Below are 17,862 nucleotides of genomic sequence, written 5' to 3' on the forward strand. Positions count from 1 at the left end.
TAAATCTTTCATCATGGCAGCTATGCAATTAACAGATGCTTATGGGCGAACAATAAAGAGCCTGCGAATTTCCATCACAAACCGCTGCAATCTTAAGTGCATTTATTGCCATCGTGAAGGTGAGATGCGTTATACCAATGATGAGATGAGTGTTGAAACCATAGCTAATATCGTGGTGGCTTCAAAGAAATTCGGGGTTAATAAAGTGAAATTCTCAGGGGGCGAACCTTTAATGCGCAATGATTTTGAAAATATCCTCAGAGCTCTTCCGGAATTAAAGGATATTTCAGCTACAACCAACGGTACACTTCTTGTGCAAAGGGCAGACGACCTTGCCAGGAGCGGCCTTAACAGGATAAACATAAGCCTCCCCTCCCTGCGGGCTGAAAAATACAGGAAAGTAACGGGTGGTGATGTAAGAATCGTACTTGAGGGAATAGATGCTGCTGTAGCCTCCGGCCTTGTACCTGTCAAGTTAAATATGGTACTCATGAAAGGATTAAATGATACTGAAATTCAGGAAATGATGGATTTTATTCAAAAATATAATGGGAAGGTAATCCTTCAGCTAATTGAATTGATGAATTTCCAGCAGACGGCGCAGTACCAGGTAAATATCAATGAGGTAGAAAAATTCCTTGAGAAAAGGGCAACGGATATAGAAGAACGATCAATGCACAGAAGAAGGAAATACCATATAGATGGTATTGAGGTCGAGCTTGTCCGCCCCATCGACAATTCGCATTTCTGTGCAAACTGTAACAGGCTCAGGGTGACTTCTGATGGAAAGCTGAAACCCTGTCTCCTGAGAAATGATAATCTTGTGGATGTTAATAACAAGGAACCGGATGAGATTGCAGAACTAATGAAATTCGCAATGGAAAAAAGAGAACCCTTTTATAAAGATACTGAATGAAGATTATAATGAGGTTGTTCTGTGTGGATTTTTTCAATAAAACCATACTCGAATATATCTTTTTCTGATATGATTTTTGAGATGTATTTTAGCCTGCACAGCACAGGTACAAAAGCCATTGTCGATTTAACAAAGTCTTTTGAAAGGGCGGCGCAATATTTTGGAGAGATACGGTAAGCATCCAGGACAAACTCTTCATCAACTATTCCAGCCAGTCCGGATACAAGTCTTGCAGCTTCTGCCGGACGAATCCTGATGAAATTACTTGCTTTTTCATGTTGTTCCAGGAACGGCAGGACAATACCGGGATACTGTACTAATTCTTTTCGGATAACGATGCCGTAACTCGGATTATCAGGCCAGAGCAAGTGAGGTGGAATGATCAATTTTGCATTGCAGGCACGCGCGGCAGCCACAGCAAGCGATGGAGTTCCAACCGCAGCATCGATCTTTCCATCCACCAGCGCCTCAAGAACAAAGTCAGTCCATGGGAAGTTCTTTACCCTGATGTTCAAGTCATTTGCATTTATGATATTATTTATAATGACATCATGAATAGACCCTTTTGGGGGAGAACCTATTACTTTTCCCTCAAATTGTCTCATAACAATATTGATATCATCAGGTTCAGTATAAATCCTATAATTTTTCCGGGCGATCAATACCGTTCCTTCGACATGTCCCCCTGCCACGCAGACGATTGGAACACCGCGATCGATACCAATGATAGCAGGAGGAAGACCAATGTACCCGATATCAATTTCTTTATTTTCAAAAGCTTTAACAATATCAGGTCCCGAAGCAAAAAGTTTCCAGGTTGCATGTATTCCTGACTTCTCCAGCCAGTCAGTACCCATAAGAATAAAAGAGGTGTGATATAAAGTAGAAAGATGACCTATAATAATTTCTTTTTTTTCGACCATGATGTGTTTTTAATGGGAAGCTGCAATTAAAACTTTTCTATTGCAGTTCGATACAAGGATTTGGATGTAATTTGGGTAAAATACTGGAAAAATACTATTAAAGGATAGACCAATTATCAACTACGTAGAGGATAAATACAAATCATCAAGATTCACATCCTATCCTATCCAAAATCTATCCAAGAATTCTTGAGATCCTCTACCTTTTTCTTTCATTGATTATAAGATTGCTTACAAAATTACTTGTGTATCTATTTAACTAAATTACAATAACCTTTACATATCATTGCCTGTATATTACAGAAAAGTGAAACAACATGCTGTCCTTCCGGAAAAAGTAAAAAGATACGAAGAACTCTTACGGAAGGCGTTGAAAGCTTATGAGATAGCGGTGCAGGAAAATTCCCATTTGATTAAAGTTGCCCGGGATTATTCAAATATGGCCAGTTCCTATTACGATGATGGGATGCACTTTATCAAAGAAGAGGATATGGTAAATGCACTTGTCTGTTTCAGTTATGGACACGCGTGGCTGGATGCCGGTGTAAAACTCGGTATCTTTAAAGTAAGTGATGAGAACCTGTTTACAATCTAATAGAGGAGTAATAAAATGTCAAATTATATAGTTACACTTGAAGCCGCATGGCTTGTGAAAAGCGTAGAAAGTGTTGAAGATGCAATGAATATTGCTATATCTGAAGTTGGAAAAATGCTCAATCCTGATTTGAACTTCGTGGAAATAGAAGTGGGGACAACGAGCTGTCCGGCATGCGGCGAAGCTTTCGACAGCGTATTTATGGCAGCAGGTACCGCTCTTGTAGGAATTCTGCTTGAAATGAAAGTGTATGATGCCGAAAATGAAGAGCATGCGGCAAAGATAGCAAAATCAACAATAGGTAAGGCGTTGGTAAGCACACCTCTGGATGTCGTTGATGTCGATGAGTTCGAAGGTGGAAAAGATAGTAAGGAAAAGAAAAAACCCTCAGGGAAACATTAATCCGGATGAAACTTGCAGCTCTTATTTCCGGGGGCAAGGATTCGTCTTTTGCAATATATAAAGCACTTCAGCAAGGTTATGAAGTCACTGATCTTGTAACAATAATACCCGCAAATGAAGATTCATATATGTTCCATTCTGCAAATATCCACCTCACCGGGCTTATCTCAGAGGCTTGCGGAATTCCCCTCACGTCGCAGCTATCAACCGGCGAGAAGGAAGAGGAACTCGAAGACTTGATAATAGCCCTGAAGTATGTGAATGTTGATGGTGTTGTGGTGGGTGCTATCGAATCGCAGTACCAGGCTTCCCGGGTGAGGCGGATTTGTGAAGAACTCGGGATAAAAATGTATGCGCCATTGTGGCATGTGGAACCTGAAAAGCTTCTCCGGGAAATGATTACCTTAATGGATATAAGGATGATAAAAGTAGCGGCAGCAGGGATGGATCAATCATGGCTCGGCAGGCGCTTTGATGATACGTTAATAGAAGACCTGAAAGCGCTTAACAGGAAATACAGGGTTCATATAGCGGGCGAAGGTGGCGAATACGAGTCTCTTGTTCTTGATGCTCCGTTCTACAAGAAAAGAATCAATCTTCTTGAGACCCGAAATATCTGGATGGGAGATCACGGGATCATGAAAGTGGTAGAAGCGGAGCTTGGTGAAAAGTAATTATTTTATTTTTCCGGCAGGCATCACTACTCGGAGACCTCTTTCCAGAGGTTTTATTTCAGGAATTGATGATTCTTCCATTGATACCAGCCATTTCTCTCCCCAACACCTGATCTCTGCCATAACTTTTCTCAGGTCCTCTCCTTTATTAGTAAGGACATATTCAATTTTATCGGGTTGATCGATATTTGTCTTTTTTTCAATAATACCTTTTTTCTGGAGATCACATAAATTCTCAGTGAGGACTTTAGATGAAATACCATGTATGCAATTTTTTAACTCATTGAACCGTTTTGGTTCTTTCATGAGATTGTGAATAATGACAAGTGTCCACTTATTTCCAATTGTATAGATCGATTCCACAACAGGACACAATTCAGCTTTTTGAGAATATTCAGGAGGCATAAATTAAAATAATAAATATTTGTCATCATAGTTAAATATATCCTGGATTTCATGGTTACCAAAAAGTAACTTAAATCTTATATAATATATAATAATAATATGGGATTTGAGGTTTTAAAAAATGAAATTTGATAAAGAAAAGATTAAAACAGCAATAGACTCGGTGAATAATGCATGCCTGCACTGCGGAAGCGCCCATACAAATAGTTGCCCGGTAAGCGTAGCAAGACAGGAACTGAGTTCAATAGCGTGATTATCTCATGTCAGAAAAAAACAATCATTATAGCCTGATAATCCTGCGGGCTGCACTGGGAATCATATTTTTCGCACATGGTTCCCAGAAGCTTCTGGGCTGGTTCGGTGGATATGGTTTTGATGCAACCATGCAATTTTTCCAGCAAATCGGGATACCAGCAATCATTGCCATGCTTATAATTCTTGGAGAATTTTTCGGTGGAATATTGATATTATCGGGATTATTCACGCGTGTTGCATCAGCATGGATCTCTATCATAATGCTTGGTGCGCTTTTCATGGTCCACCTGCCCAATGGTTTTTTCCTCTCAGGAGATAAAGCTGGCTATGAATATGTTTTTGCTCTCCTTTTCACTGCCCTCTACCTTATGCTGAATGGCGCAGGAAGTCTATCCCTGGATAGACTTATAAAAAATAAGGTTGGAAACGAAACACTCAAGAAATTGGTTTCATAAACCTTTTTTCTTAAATGGTCGGTCCACTCCCCAACCCGCTTCAAGCATTCTACACTCTGTGCATCATCATGCAATATAATTGATATAGTATCACCAATAAATAGTATATTACTACAATTGTAGCACTTGAGTATTACTTTTTGAACACTAATTTGAAAAGGTTTATAATAGATTAACTCAGTGATAATCTATGGTATAATGGTTGTTAGAAAAAATATCTCTCTTGAGACAACTCATCTTAAGAAGCTTGATCCGTTAATCACGAAACATAATGGAAATCTGAGCGCGGCTATAAGGGATGCCATTGATATCACTGAGACTTCTCTTCGACGCTATGGTTCTGTCGAGGAGGCAATATCAAAAATTGCCTCTGATAAAAAAGAATTAACAGGAAGGGAAGAGTCAGTAGAATCAGGAAAGAACGTTCTTCTCGGAAGGCCTATTTTCCTCTGGATGCTTGAATCTACAAAAGGCATTCCACTTGAAAAAGAAATATTTGAAGAGATACTTGATCCCCTGAAAATCGTTTCGATACCAGACCTTGATAAGAGGATAAATGAAATAAGCAGCGAATGCGGCTGGAACAGCCAGGTATCCATCTTTTGTATGGATTATATTAATCCGGCGACTGCGACTATTACCATAACAGGTGATAATGAATTTTATCGTGATTTTGTAGCCCACATTGTGGTAATGTTCCTTGTTAATAACAAATTCCTGGACATTGATGTTGTTCACAAAAGAGCAACGACTATCAGGATTGACCTGAAGTATCGTGAAAAAGGAACTCAACCTGTTGCAGCAATGAAATACTTCGGATATTTGAAAGACGCAGTGAAAGAATTCAAATCCAGGGAAGAATTCTGGAAAAACCTGATGGAAATATACCGTTCTGTGAATTATAATATGGTATCGCTTTATAAGGGGAATTATGAGGAGCTGCTTGCCTGCGATCCACTTACGGACGCAGGCATATTCGAATCAATATCTAAAAAACATATTGCCAGCATTCCTCACCAGGACTTTTTGAAACTATTAAAAAAAACCGAAGAATCCATGTTGATAGTGGATAAGATCGAGATAATGGAGAACAGCGTCAATATTTATCATAGTTACAAGAACGAAAAAGCGATCAAGAATATCCAGGATTATTATGTATCACTTCTAAAAGCAAACGGGCATGAATATGAAGCGAAATATTCCACGAGCCTTATAGTATTAAATCATGTCTGCTGCAAAGATTGATTATTGAATTATTGATTTATATTATTATTATCTTTCCTGCAATATCCTTGCACGCAGCCATGAACCGCGCAGGATCCACGCAAGGGAATGTATCTATCAAACAAATATCACATCCATTAACGGCCATATCAAGTTTGCGTATATCCCCATGGTAAACCAGAACTTCTGATTTCCCCTCTGCTCTTGCAAGTAGCACTGGCTCATCCGCAATCAGTTTGTCATAATCTGCTTTCTCAAAATTAATTTTGATCCCAAGGGCACTTGAGTTCGCTTTGATATTTAAAATGGTATTCTTGAGTGCAGGAAGCCAGGCATCATTGAGGACTACCTTTTTAGCACCTGCAAGAACGCATAACAACCCAAGTGTACCCGGACCGCAAAAACCATCGGCCACTATTGCATTTTCCAGTTCTCCTTTAAGGTAAAGTTCCTCTATTTTTGCAATTTTTGTGTTATTGAACTCTATGTGGATCAGTGACTGGTTCTTGTAAATGCACAATTCCCCGAACAATGACGAGATAACATCACATCGCATATCACATCCAGAAAGCAATTCATACGTATGAGGGGAGCTGTTGGTATCAAGGATGCCGATGCTCTGTGATTGCGTACCCTTTCTTTTTATAACTCCTTTAACTTCCGGTACTTTTTCGACTATTTCCCTGGCAATGTCTTTTGTCACGGAATCCATAATAAGAACCAGGTTTTTTTCATTGAGCCTTGGCGGATATGGTATCTGATAGCCAAAAGAGATAAGCGGGGTCCCGACTTCACGAAGGGCTGCATCCTGGGGGAAGAATCCTTTTTCTTTCAATATCGAAAGAACATTCCAGATAACAAGGTCCAGGTGCCTCTTCCTGCAATTAGTACACTGGCCGAAATTTTTATCGATTTTTCCTGATATCGGGGCATTTTTAGCCAGTACAGGATCGCAAGGGCACAAGCCGCATGCCATATACATACTTAATATATCATCCAGCACTTTCGGGGCAGGAAGAATGCAATCCCCATTGCATGTCGGACATTTCATAGGATCATTCGGATGCAAAATCTTTCATGATTGATTTCTTTGGGACGCATGACCTTAAAGCGATATGCCAGGTATAAGCAAATAACACAAGGGTCACCATTGCAACCGTATCAAGTAATTCAAAAAATACCATTGTGCCAGGTATATTCAATCCTTCAAATAATTCATGCGCCATGAAAAACGTACTGAATAAGAATATATATATGCAATTTTTTTTAAAAAAAGATTCTTTTACCAGGGATTTTAGGACTAACTCATTTTTTTCTACATCCTTCCACAAGAACCATATTTGAGCTAATAAAAAAATAAAAATTAAATATGAAGAGAACATAACAAATTCTATATATTTATATAAAGTATAATAATCCATACATTTAACGTCCTATTAACCTAAGGATAATTATTAAATCTGATAAACATTTCGGTGAATGCATTCACCAAGATCGGAAATAAACAGCTCAATAGTACTCTCAGTAAGATGAGGCATTATTATCAATCTCATGGCTTTTGGATTTCGCGTTAGGGAAGTAACCCAGCCCCTGGAACGCAATTTTTTCCTGACCTCATCAAGATCAGGCACGTCAAGAGCTACGATGTTCATTGCAGGCTCGGCCAGCGGTTCAATCCCCAGGTCACGGGCTCCATCCACAAGCCTGCCAGTCATTTTCATACATCTTTTCACGATTTTTTTGTATCCTTCTGTTCCAAGGTGCATCATAACGGCATAAGCAGCCGCAACTGCCGCCCCGCTTCGTGTGCCAACCAGGGAATGTTGCTTCCTGATTGTCAGGTAGGGTGTATCGATCTCCAGTGGAAGAAGACAGGCTTCTTCCCTGAACAGGAGACCTCCTGCAGGAATAGTGGACATGCCCATTTTATGGGGGTCTGCTGTTATTGATGTAACTCCCTGCACTGAAAAATCAAAATCATATTTTTTATCAAGAAAAGGTATGACATATCCCCCAAAAGCTGCGTCTACATGCAAAAACAGGTCATGTGACAACGCAAGTCTGGCCAATCTATCTATCGGATCGATCTGGCCGAATTCCGTTGAGCCTGCAATACCAACAAGTGCAATGGTGTTATCATCGATAAGGTTTGAAACTGAATCTATATTCACCCTGAATTCCGTATCAAGTGAAGCTTTTCTTATCTCTATTCCAAGAAGATCTGCTATCTTATCGAAAGAGAAATGGGCTGAACATGGAACGATCATGTTAGGATGCTTCTTTTTGCTCATGTTCCTGGCAGTCCTCAACGCCTGGATATTGGATTCCGTGCCCCCTGTGGTAATGTAACCGCATGCGTTATCATCACCAAGCATGTTTCCCATCATCTTTACTACTTTATCTTCAAGTTCCTTTGTTCCCTGGAATAAACCAAAGTCCCCCATATTTGATGCGATGAATTGCATGTGGGCTTTTACAGCTATCGGGTGAGGTCTTGTGCACATGGCACTCATGACCTTATCATAGGAAGTGTCTTTTTGCATAGCATTTTTAAGCTGGGATAGTACTTCCTTTTCAGATTGCCCTTTCAGGTTCATGTGCTAAACTCCCGAATACTTGCTTATAAAAGTTTGTTTATTGTACAGGAGCAGAGTAGAGGAGCCAAAAGGTTCTGGATGGAATCCATAATGATGGGTTGTAGCTCCTCTATCTTTTCAAATATGCAAGCTGAAATATAAATAAACCGACAATTTTTAAAGATTATTTTCAGTTTCTAAGCAAAAACAATGTGTTTTTTAGTTTAAAATAGTTCATGGTATATAGAATAACAATAAAAACACCAAAAAATGCTTATTTTCATGAACTTTGGATGAATTCATAGAATTTATCCCAATCAAGTACAGTGGAAACACATCCTGCTTTTTCAAGAACAATTCCCACTCCGAAAAGGTCGATTTTTTCGCACATTTCAAGCCCGGCTTTTATTTCGGTCATACATCCAATTCCCAGTATTGCCTCTGGCTTGTGTTTTCGTACCAGCCGCCTGATAAAACTTGAACCCGGTACGATAAAAACCTTATAACCAAGCATTTCTGCGCTTTTCTTGGCCTGTCCGATCTCACATGCACCGCAATTTTCGCATTGCATGCCCTCAGGACTGAGCTTGGATGGGCAGGTGGTGGCTCTTAAGCATTGTGGAAAAAATATCAGCCTTTTATTAACCGGCGTGTTCCTGAATTTGCGCAGGGATATCTTGTTCTTAAGCTCTATACCTACATCATCTACAATGGAGTCATCCATTTTGATAAGCCTGAATAAAGCCTTGACCAGGTTTTCAAGAAGAGTGATAGAGAAAAGCATAAATCCCGGAAAAATAAATTTCTCTGTCTTAAATGAGTAAGCAATAAGAAATGAACCCAGAATTGCTATTATCAATAAAAAAGCCACGAAATATACTACAGCTTCGCCGATTATTGTGAATAAAGGTTCAATTTCTATTGCCATTATATAGTAAGAATATTTTTATCATCTTAAGATTATCTGAAAGGTTAAATTAATTTTTATTGGCTTAAGATTATCTGAATGGCGTCTCCTTTTTACCAGAAGAATTAGAAACCTCTAAATATCATTAATGTTCAAGAAAGTAGGGTGATTTAATGGGACACATAAGAAGTATGATAGGAGAGGCGCTTGTGGGCGATGGTAATGAAATTGCACACATAGACCTCGTAATAGGCCCAAGAGGAGGCCCGGTTGAGACAGCATTTATGAATTCACTTGCGATGCCCAGGGAAGGACATACGCCGCTTCTTGCGGTGCTTGAACCGAATATCCAGCCAAAACCATGCACATTAATGGTGAACAAAGTTACTATTAAGAACGCGAACCAGGCCATATTGATGTTCGGGGCCGGACAAGCGGCTGTGGCAAAAGCGGTAATTGATAGTGTAGAGGAAGGAGTAATTGCAAAGAGCGATGCTGAAGATCTCTTGATAATAGTTTCGGTTTTCATCCACTGGGAAGCCAGGGATAAACAAAAAATATACGATTACAATTACGAAGCCACAAAGCTGGCAATAAAACGGGCAATAGCAGGCGAACCTTCTGTGAAAGAAGCTCTGGCGCAAAAGGATAAAGCGAAGCATCCATTCGCATGAATAAGAATCTAATTCATATTTCAAGAATGGTATTTATTTCTTCAAGGGCTTTCGCATAAACTCCATTTTTCCTTAAATATGCAGCAAGCTTAAGGGGACGGTTGCCGCCTGGATGGTATGTGATAACTGCTGACGGTGCGCACTGTTTTGTCATACTGATAAGACCGTTCACATCCATGTGATCGCTGATATTGATGGTGGGAAATTTAATATCCTTTCGTCCTGTCAGTATGAATTTCGATGCGCAGGTGAGCCTGGAAATTTCACCCGGCGTGGTTATTTTAATACCGCAATTGCTATCAAGGTCAGCAAGCTGCCCTGCATCTTTCATTAATCCGTCAGTAAGCGCATGAGATACCGGATCCATACCGATCTTTCCCGAATAACCGGATTCACGAATGAGTTTGACTGCACGCTGCGCCTTCCCGAACGCATAAGCGCCAAAGGCAATATCATCTGGCATTTCTTCCAGGGATTCCCTGAATGCATCCAGATCATCTTCGAAATGACATTTAGGGTCATCTGGATCCCCATAATTTGCTTCAGTGACAAGACAATCGCAGTCCGGGAGATCCCGCGAGTCTTTGACATCACCTGTGACCATGATCCTTGTACCAACATCATTTTTCCAGTAAAAAGCGCATGAGCCTATTGTATGATATGTGGGATATGTTTTTACTTCAACGCCAGCGATATCAATACTCTCACCGATCTTGAATGTTCTTCCTGCATATTTTTTCCCGTAAAGGATTTCAAGTGCCTGTGCAGTTTCCTGTGAGCAGACAGCATTCTTTGAGAGCATTGCAGACCTGCCATGATGGTCTGAATGTGCATGGGTTATAAGGTATGCATCAGGCTGGTGGGAACGGGAGTTCGTAGTATCCACGGAAAAAGTCAACCGTTTCCCTGCATTGAAAACAAGTGAAATATGGGGTTTGAATCCCTTATCTGTCCTGTGCCTGATCGGCAACACACCAAGGTCAAATAAAGGTTTCAATCAGACCACGTTATTTTAAGGCCGCGTTTAAATCCGCTTCAAGGACATTCGCGCGGGTTACACCGGTATATCGCTTGAATACAGCGCCATCTTTCTCAATTACCAGTGTGGGGATTGCATGTATTGTGAATTTAGCTGCCAATTCATTATTATTGTCAACGTCAATTTTCTTGAATTCCACTTTATCCTGGAATTTTTTCTTAAGCTCTTCAATGATCGGATCCTGCATCTTGCAGGGACCGCACCATTCTGCAAAAAAATCCATTAGAACGACTTTACTCATTTGATTTCCTCCTAGAGCAGCAGATTTTGCATAATTTGCATTTTTCTTTAATTGGCGTTTTTTTCTCAGCTTTCTTATCTGACATATTTTACCTGCTACGATACCTAATAATACACTTATGATTTAAAATTGTTGCCCATTCAAGCTTTATTTTGATTCCTGTTTTGATTCCAGCCCTTCAAGGACTTTTGTTATTTCTTCAATATCAGGCAATTGAGGACCCGGATATACCTTTACGAATACTATCTTTCCGTTCTCATCGATAATAATATTCGCCCTTCTGGAAGTTCCCTCTTTTTCATTGAATATCCCGTAGAGATCAGCAACTTTGCCATGAGGCCAGAAGTCAGATAGGAGCCTGGTATTTTTTATTCCAAGTTCTTTTGCCCATGCATTTTTTGAAGGGACTGTATCCGTGCTTATACCCAATGCTACTGTATTTAATTTCTCGAACCTTTCCCGATTTTTTTCAAGCGATTTCATCTGTTCGGCACATACACCTGTCCATGCAAGCGGATGAAAAGATAGCAGTACCCTCTTACCTTTGAGGGATGATAGACTGATTTCATTCTCATCCTGGTCGCTTAAATTGAAATCTTTCGCTGTATCGCCAATTTTCACTATGCCCATTCTTTAAACTCCTTAATATTTTTAAAATTATACACTCCAACAATAATTAGTAACATTGGATCTTTTGATATTAACTCTTGCTATTATCATCAGGCAGGTTTAAATACTAACTTTGCATATTATGATAATAATGTAAGGTGGAACGATGAGACTGAGTAAAAATAACTTGTTAGTAATAGGAATAATACCAATAATTATTGGTTTGGTAATATTTTATAACTTCATAAGCGCCATTAATATTTTACAACCCGGCGGAAAGACAACCGCTATGGTCTATTACCAGCTGCTTGGAATTGCAACTGCAATGCTTGTGGGTGCTGTGGTTTACTGGGTAATACTGGTTTATTACATTTATTTGATTCAGGAAAATGAAGTTTTCATACAGGATAACTTCACACAACTGGCAGGGAGCGGCACGGCTCATCTGCAAAATGCCAAAAAGCTGATCACCCAGGTACTGCAAGATATAAAATCTACTGAATTAAAACAGCATCAGTAGATTTATTTTTTATTGCAGTTTATTTCATTTTATTATTTTTAAATCGATTTCAATACATTGCTTGCAGCTTCTACACCCGGTCCCATTTTCTTGACCACATCATTCTTATGGAGAACAATTTCCACTGCTTGGACCGTGCTTAAAATATCCAGTTTGCTGATATTGCCCATGCTTCCTATCCTGAATATCTTGCCTTCAAGTGCGCCCTGGCCACCTGAAACCTGGATGCCTAATTCCTTTATCCCGTTTCGCAGTTTCTTATCATCGATACCTGTGGGTATTTTCATTGCTGTTACGGTATTTGAGTATTTGCTATATTTATTCAACCGGGGGAACATTTCGATATTCATAGCATCTGCTGCCGCACGGATTGCTTCTGCAAATTTTGCATGTCTCATTATACGGACCAGGAGTCCTTCTTCCTTTACGATACGAAGCGCTTCCTGCATTGCAAAAAATAAAGATACTGCCGGAGTATAAGGTGTCTGGGCCGTATCCTTATTTGCTGATTTTTTATAAGCTTTAAGATCTATATAATAAGGAGGCTTATCAACCATGGATTCCCATGCTTTTTTGCTAACAGATATTGCTGATAATCCCGGAGGCGCGCCTATGCACTTCTGGGAGCCAACAACAGCAATATCCACACCCCATTTATCTACAAGAACTTCATCACCGCCAATAGTAGTCACACCATCCATGATAAATATGGCGCCGTATTTTTTTGCCAGGTCGCCTACTTCTTTTGCAGGATTCTTGATTCCCACTGATGTATCATTATGAACAAGGGTTATTGCTTTTGCTCCTTCTGCAAGTGCACTTTCAACCCTGTCAAGTTCAATGGATTCACCTTTTGTCCAGTCAAATTTTACAGATTTGACTTTACCGAAGCGCTCTCCGATCTCCCTGAAGCGTTCCCCGAATTTCCCGTTCTCAATTGTTATAAGAGTATCTTTTTCCCCGATAATGTTGCTAACCGCCGCCTCCATGGCACAGCTTCCCGACCCTGTGATTATATACATATCATTTTTGGTACCGAAAAGCTCCTGGAGCGTTGTCCGGCATTCGCTGTACATATCCCCGAATTCCTTGCCCCGATGTCCGATAATGGGTCTGGACATGGCTCTTAATATCCTTGGCGCAACGGGTACAGGACCCGGTATCATCAATAAGTTATTTTCAAGATTCATAAGAATTCTCCTGATTTTTTTCCTATACAACTAACTTGCATGTATATCTTTTGCAGTGATACGATGATTAGGATGTAAAAAATGGATCAAAAAGAAATAAAAGCTGAAAAAGTTCAGTGTCCAGATAATTAGGCTCATAGCTGATCAACAATGTTATGTTCTCTTTCTGAAGCGCCATGCCATAATCAGAACCATAAAGAAAAAAATCACTGAAGGGAACGACGTCTCTTTCGCCGCCGCGCCCGTTCCCGTTATTTGCGGCGCGGGAGTTGTAGTGGCGGCGCCGATGTACTGCTCGTCGAGGATGTAGGGGTTGGAGATGGTGATCTCTTCAAGGGTCAGAACATAGTGGTAATCGGCAGCGCTTCGGTTTTCAAATTTATTCCAGTAATCTTGTGTCAACCTTTCCGTCAACTCTTGCGTAAACCTATTTAATGACATTCTTACCAAACATCTTTTGAATTTTCACAACTTTTTTTGTCGACTAATGGATGTAATTAACATAATTATATATTCTTTTACAGTCATTCAAAACGAAAGGAGAATGAGATAAATGAGTACGCCAGATAATCTGCAAGAATTTTTAAACAGTATTTTTCCATTGACCTTAGGAGAAATTAAAATATATGAGGAAGCATTTATCCATAGTAGCAATAACAGTTTATCTAATAATCAAAGATTTGCCACAGGAAAAAGAACTGAAATTTAAAGATTCAGCTATTATGCTAGATCAAATTATTAAAATTACAGAAAGTCATTTATTATGAAAGCAGGCCTACTAAGCACAGCATGTTGTTTGCGCGCGCACCTAAAACGTCTGCTGTTTCATTGCTGACGTAAAAAGAAAACATATCTTGTTTGTGCAGGAGACTAATTAATGGCTAGGAACGATAAAGACAAAAATAACCAGAATGATGAACCCTTGGAAAAGAAACTCTGGAAGGCAGCCGACAAGTTGCGCAAGAACATGGACGCAGCCGAATACAAACACATTGTATTGGGCTTGATCTTCCTAAAATACATTTCTGACGCCTTTCTCGAACTTCATCAAAAGCTGAAAGAAGGCAAAGGAGAATATGAAGGTGCAGATCCCGAAGATAAAAACGAATACACTGCTGAAAAGGTTTTCTACGTGCCCCCTTCTTCGCGCTGGGACTGGCTGCAGGGCCGTGCAAAACTTCCCACCATAGGCAAAGATATTGATGAAGCCATGGACGCCATCGAAAAGGATAATCCATCACTAAGAGGTGTTCTTCCAAAGGTATACGCGCAGGAGAAGCTGGATAAACAGAGCCTTGGCGGCCTGATCGACCTTATAGGCAGTGCAGAATTGGGTTCCAAGGAAGCCAAAAGTAAAGACCTCCTGGGCAAAGTATTTGAATACTTCCTGGGCGAATTTGCACTGGCAGAAGGCAAAAAGGGAGGGCAGTTCTATACTCTGGGAAGCGTGGTAAAGCTGCTGGTCGAGATGCTGAAGCCTTATGAAGGCCGTGTGTTTGACCCATGTTGCGGTTCAGGCGGCATGTTCGTGCAGAGTGAAAAGTTCATAGAGGCGCATCAGGATCATTATAAAAAGAATAATGGCAAGAAACTGAGCATTGATCCCAAAGACCGCATTTCAATTTATGGCCAGGAGAGCAATCAGACCACATGGCGCCTGGCAAAGATGAACCTAGCCATCCGCGGCATCGATAGCAGCAACGTGAAATGGAACAATGAAGGCTCTTTTCTCAACGATATGCACAAGGATTTGAAGGCTGATTACATCCTAGCTAACCCGCCGTTCAACGACAGCGACTGGAGCGGCGAGCTGCTCCGTGACGATGCGCGCTGGAGCGTGATGGGGCAAAAACTGCCACCGCCGCCGGCTAATGCTAACTATGCATGGATACAGCATTTTCTCTACCACCTAGGTCCAACCGGGCAGGCGGGCTTTGTGCTGGCAAAGGGTTCGCTGACCACCAAAACCAACAATGAAGGCGAGATACGCAGGGCAATGGTTGAAAATGATTTGATAGACTGTATAGTGAATCTCCCGACAAAGTTATTCCTGAATACCCAGATACCTGCATGCCTGTGGTTTTTAAGCCGGAATAAACAGAAGCAAAAAGGCAAGATATTGTTTATTGATGCCCGCAACATGGGATTTTTAATAAACCGCAGGAACAGGGATCTATCCGATGAAGACATTGCACTGATCGCAGGAACTTATCATAACTGGCGCACAGGTGAAAGAGAATATAAGGATGTGCAGGGTTTCTGCAAGTCGGCAACACTGGATGAAGTGAAAGCGCTGAACTATGTGTTGACACCTGGCAGGTATATTGGGTTGGCTGATGATGAAGACGAATTCAATTTTAGTGAAAGGTTCAATGCCCTGAAATCTGAACTGAAAAGCAGATAGCGGACGAGGCTGAACTGAATGCAGTTATTAAAGAAAATCTTGGCAAGATCAAGGTAAATGTATGATGCTGAGTAAATCTTTTTTCAACGATATAAGAGCCATTCTTCAACAGGCAAGGCAGAAAGCATATACTGCTGTTAACTTTGTCATGGTAGAGGCTTACTGGCATATAGGTAAACGGATTGTTGAGGAAGAGCAGCATGGGGAAGCTCGCGCAGAATATGGTAAACAACTTATCAAAGAACTTTCAAAACAACTTACATCAGAGTTTGGCAAAGGATTTTCAGAAGCGAATATTAAAAATTTCAGGCAATTTTATCTTGCATTTCCATCTGATGAAATTAGCTACACACTGCGTAGCGAATTGACTTGGAGTCACTACCGACTGATTATGCGTGTGGAAAACCCTGAAGCAAGGCAGTATTACATTAATGAATCTGCTGAGCAAAATTGGAGTACCCGCGCCCTTGAACGCCAGATAAACTCGCTTTATTATGAACGTATTCTTACAAGCCGGAACAAAGCGCCTGTCATCGAGGAGATGCAGGAAAAGGCCGTCAGTCTTGCCCAAACTCCGCAGGATTTTATTAAAGATCCTTATGTTCTTGAGTTCCTTGGTATGCCCGACTCTTCGCAGTTCAGGGAGTCAGAACTGGAACAGGCTATTATTGATAATCTGAAAGATTTTATCCTTGAACTTGGTAAAGGATTTGCTTTCGTTGCCAGGCAAAAGAGAATAACTACCGAAACATCGGATTTCTACATTGATCTGGTTTTTTATAATTACCTGCTCAAATGCTTCGTACTCATAGATATCAAGACCGGAAAGCTCACTCATCAAGACATCGGGCAAATGGATATGTATGTGCGTCTATTTGAAGATCGAATGAAAACCGAAGGGGATAATCCTACAATAGGGCTACTCCTGTGTACGGAAAAGGATGAAATCATTGTTCGCTATAGCGTGTTGAAGGAAAGCAAACAGCTCTTTGCCTCAAAATACCGCCTGATCTTACCAACTGAAGAAGAGCTTAAGGCTGAATTGGAGCGGGAAAAACACCTGATTTTAGAGCAAAAAGGGTTTTATGAATAACCCAACTTTCCCCCAAACTTCTGACAACAAAATCTGATAATTTATTTTTCCTAAATCAGTAACTGGTATTTTTTACATCTCAACCGAAAAATATATCTACTTTGTTGTCATATATTAGACCACAACTATGAGTTTTATAAAGAAGATCAAAAAGAAAGGAAAAACCTATGCAATAGAGGTAGAAGGATACAGAGATAAGGATGGAAAAGTTAAGCACAAATACCTGCGATATTTGGGGACGTTAGATGAAAACGGAAAAGTAAAGTCGTCTCAAAAAGCCATAACCGCCGATAAAGTGTTCCGATTTGGATTGCCAGCTATTGTTTCAAGAACAATAGATCAATTAAAACTCAAGGATATGATAGAAAAATACAAAGAAGACCTGGATACGATCCTATTAATGCATTTGTGTGCTCCATCGAGCATTTCAAAGATGGAGCATCAAATTGAAAACATTGATCCTGATTTTATAAAAGCAGACCTTCCTTTCAACAGGAAAAGAATTGATGCAGCCCTGGATTTTTTAGAGGAGAATAAAGAAGTTATAGAACAAAATGTTTATGAAAACCTCAAAGAAAAGTACAGCAATGAGACGCTATTCTATGATATAACCAGTATTGCACTTAACGGTTATCGCTCAACTCTTGCCAAAGTAGGTTATCCTGAATTTTCTCCACAGATAAACATCGGTTTATGCATTGAAGGAAAATACGGTTTTCCTATATTTCACGAGATTTTTTCAGGGAATTTCCCTCAGAAA

20 protein-coding genes and 1 pseudogene are annotated in these 17,862 nt (G+C 40.2%); 11 read left to right on the plus strand and 10 right to left on the minus strand.

What is annotated here, in order from left to right; all coding sequences use genetic code 11:
* The first annotated feature begins 22 nt into the window (after positions 1–22).
* The gene (moaA, locus tag FIB07_15955) at positions 23–916 is read left to right on the plus strand and encodes a GTP 3',8-cyclase MoaA (GenBank protein NJD54344.1); all 894 of its coding nucleotides are present in this window, start codon (positions 23–25) and stop codon (positions 914–916) included.
* Here moaA and FIB07_15960 read toward each other — a convergent pair.
* Positions 898–1,839 carry an ABC transporter substrate-binding protein gene (locus FIB07_15960; protein ID NJD54345.1) on the minus strand — a complete coding sequence of 314 codons (942 nt, stop codon included), beginning with the start codon at positions 1,837–1,839 and terminating at the stop codon, positions 898–900. The genes moaA and FIB07_15960 overlap by 19 nt on opposite strands.
* A gap of 307 nt (positions 1,840–2,146) precedes the next feature.
* Between FIB07_15960 and FIB07_15965 the strand changes: the two genes are divergently transcribed.
* From FIB07_15965 to FIB07_15975, 3 genes are read left to right on the plus strand one after another with little or no spacing between them, the layout of a single operon-like run.
* Entirely contained in the window at positions 2,147–2,434 is a 288-nt protein-coding gene (locus tag FIB07_15965) for a DUF357 domain-containing protein (GenBank protein NJD54346.1), read from the plus strand.
* 15 nt (positions 2,435–2,449) lie between these two features.
* Positions 2,450–2,836 (plus strand): DUF555 domain-containing protein, encoded by a 387-nt coding sequence (locus FIB07_15970; GenBank protein NJD54347.1) that lies wholly within the window; start codon positions 2,450–2,452, stop codon positions 2,834–2,836.
* Between the two features lie 5 nt (positions 2,837–2,841).
* The gene (locus FIB07_15975; GenBank protein ID NJD54348.1) at positions 2,842–3,510 is read left to right on the plus strand and encodes a TIGR00289 family protein; all 669 of its coding nucleotides are present in this window, start codon (positions 2,842–2,844) and stop codon (positions 3,508–3,510) included.
* On the opposite strand, the gene FIB07_15980 is transcribed toward FIB07_15975, so the two are convergent.
* Positions 3,511–3,915 (minus strand): helix-turn-helix transcriptional regulator, encoded by a 405-nt coding sequence (locus FIB07_15980; protein ID NJD54349.1) that lies wholly within the window; start codon positions 3,913–3,915, stop codon positions 3,511–3,513.
* 260 nt (positions 3,916–4,175) lie between these two features.
* Between FIB07_15980 and FIB07_15985 the strand changes: the two genes are divergently transcribed.
* Together FIB07_15985 and FIB07_15990 are read left to right on the plus strand one after the other, a co-directional pair.
* Positions 4,176–4,625: a DoxX family protein gene (locus FIB07_15985; GenBank protein ID NJD54350.1), complete on the plus strand. Its 450-nt coding sequence runs from the start codon at positions 4,176–4,178 to the stop codon at positions 4,623–4,625.
* A gap of 198 nt (positions 4,626–4,823) precedes the next feature.
* Entirely contained in the window at positions 4,824–5,870 is a 1,047-nt protein-coding gene (locus FIB07_15990; GenBank protein ID NJD54351.1) for a hypothetical protein, read from the plus strand.
* Positions 5,871–5,886: 16 nt separating this feature from the next.
* Here the strand turns inward: FIB07_15990 and FIB07_15995 are convergent, their stop codons facing one another.
* The 3 genes from FIB07_15995 to FIB07_16005 form a co-directional block, all read right to left on the minus strand.
* Entirely contained in the window at positions 5,887–6,900 is a 1,014-nt protein-coding gene (locus tag FIB07_15995) for a hypothetical protein (GenBank protein ID NJD54352.1), read from the minus strand.
* Positions 6,901–7,303: 403 nt separating this feature from the next.
* Positions 7,304–8,446, minus strand: coding sequence for a tyrosine decarboxylase MfnA (gene mfnA, locus FIB07_16000; GenBank protein NJD54353.1), 1,143 nt, complete (start codon positions 8,444–8,446; stop codon positions 7,304–7,306).
* A 259-nt stretch (positions 8,447–8,705) separates the two neighbouring features.
* The gene (locus tag FIB07_16005; protein NJD54354.1) at positions 8,706–9,209 is read right to left on the minus strand and encodes a DUF116 domain-containing protein; all 504 of its coding nucleotides are present in this window, start codon (positions 9,207–9,209) and stop codon (positions 8,706–8,708) included.
* A gap of 314 nt (positions 9,210–9,523) precedes the next feature.
* Here FIB07_16005 and fae point away from each other — a divergent pair, with 314 nt between their 5' ends.
* On the plus strand, positions 9,524–10,006 hold the full coding sequence (gene fae / locus FIB07_16010) for a formaldehyde-activating enzyme (GenBank protein NJD54355.1): 483 nt from the start codon (positions 9,524–9,526) through the stop codon (positions 10,004–10,006).
* 13 nt (positions 10,007–10,019) lie between these two features.
* On the opposite strand, the gene FIB07_16015 is transcribed toward fae, so the two are convergent.
* The 3 genes from FIB07_16015 to FIB07_16025 all read right to left on the minus strand — a co-directional run bounded on the left by FIB07_16015 (position 10,020) and on the right by FIB07_16025 (position 11,916).
* Positions 10,020–11,003 carry an MBL fold metallo-hydrolase gene (locus FIB07_16015; GenBank protein ID NJD54356.1) on the minus strand — a complete coding sequence of 328 codons (984 nt, stop codon included), beginning with the start codon at positions 11,001–11,003 and terminating at the stop codon, positions 10,020–10,022.
* A gap of 10 nt (positions 11,004–11,013) precedes the next feature.
* A complete protein-coding gene (trxA, locus tag FIB07_16020; GenBank protein ID NJD54357.1) occupies positions 11,014–11,286 on the minus strand; it encodes a thioredoxin in 273 nt (90 codons plus the stop codon).
* A gap of 147 nt (positions 11,287–11,433) precedes the next feature.
* The gene (locus FIB07_16025) at positions 11,434–11,916 is read right to left on the minus strand and encodes a peroxiredoxin (GenBank protein ID NJD54358.1); all 483 of its coding nucleotides are present in this window, start codon (positions 11,914–11,916) and stop codon (positions 11,434–11,436) included.
* A 145-nt stretch (positions 11,917–12,061) separates the two neighbouring features.
* On the opposite strand from FIB07_16025, the gene FIB07_16030 reads away from it, so the two are divergent.
* Positions 12,062–12,415 carry a hypothetical protein gene (locus FIB07_16030; protein ID NJD54359.1) on the plus strand — a complete coding sequence of 118 codons (354 nt, stop codon included), beginning with the start codon at positions 12,062–12,064 and terminating at the stop codon, positions 12,413–12,415.
* Between the two features lie 38 nt (positions 12,416–12,453).
* Here FIB07_16030 and FIB07_16035 read toward each other — a convergent pair whose 3' ends face one another.
* Together FIB07_16035 and FIB07_16040 are read right to left on the minus strand one after the other, a co-directional pair.
* Positions 12,454–13,605, minus strand: a complete 1,152-nt coding sequence (locus FIB07_16035; GenBank protein NJD54360.1) for an alanine--glyoxylate aminotransferase family protein — start codon at positions 13,603–13,605, stop codon at positions 12,454–12,456.
* Positions 13,606–13,758: 153 nt separating this feature from the next.
* Entirely contained in the window at positions 13,759–14,046 is a 288-nt protein-coding gene (locus tag FIB07_16040; protein NJD54361.1) for a hypothetical protein, read from the minus strand.
* A gap of 436 nt (positions 14,047–14,482) precedes the next feature.
* Here FIB07_16040 and FIB07_16045 point away from each other — a divergent pair.
* The 3 genes and pseudogenes from FIB07_16045 to FIB07_16055 form a co-directional block, all read left to right on the plus strand.
* Positions 14,483–16,074 (plus strand): annotated as a pseudogene (locus tag FIB07_16045) (SAM-dependent DNA methyltransferase).
* Complete coding sequence (locus FIB07_16050; protein ID NJD54362.1) at positions 16,071–17,102, plus strand: DUF1016 domain-containing protein; 1,032 nt, start codon at positions 16,071–16,073, stop codon at positions 17,100–17,102. Before FIB07_16045 ends, FIB07_16050 begins: the two are co-directional and overlap by 4 nt.
* 127 nt (positions 17,103–17,229) lie before the next feature.
* On the plus strand, positions 17,230–17,862 hold a 633-nt coding region (locus FIB07_16055; protein NJD54363.1), incomplete at its 3' end, for a hypothetical protein.

Origin of the sequence: Candidatus Methanoperedens sp. (assembly GCA_012026795.1) — an archaeon.
Taxonomy (GTDB): domain Archaea; phylum Halobacteriota; class Methanosarcinia; order Methanosarcinales; family Methanoperedenaceae; genus Methanoperedens.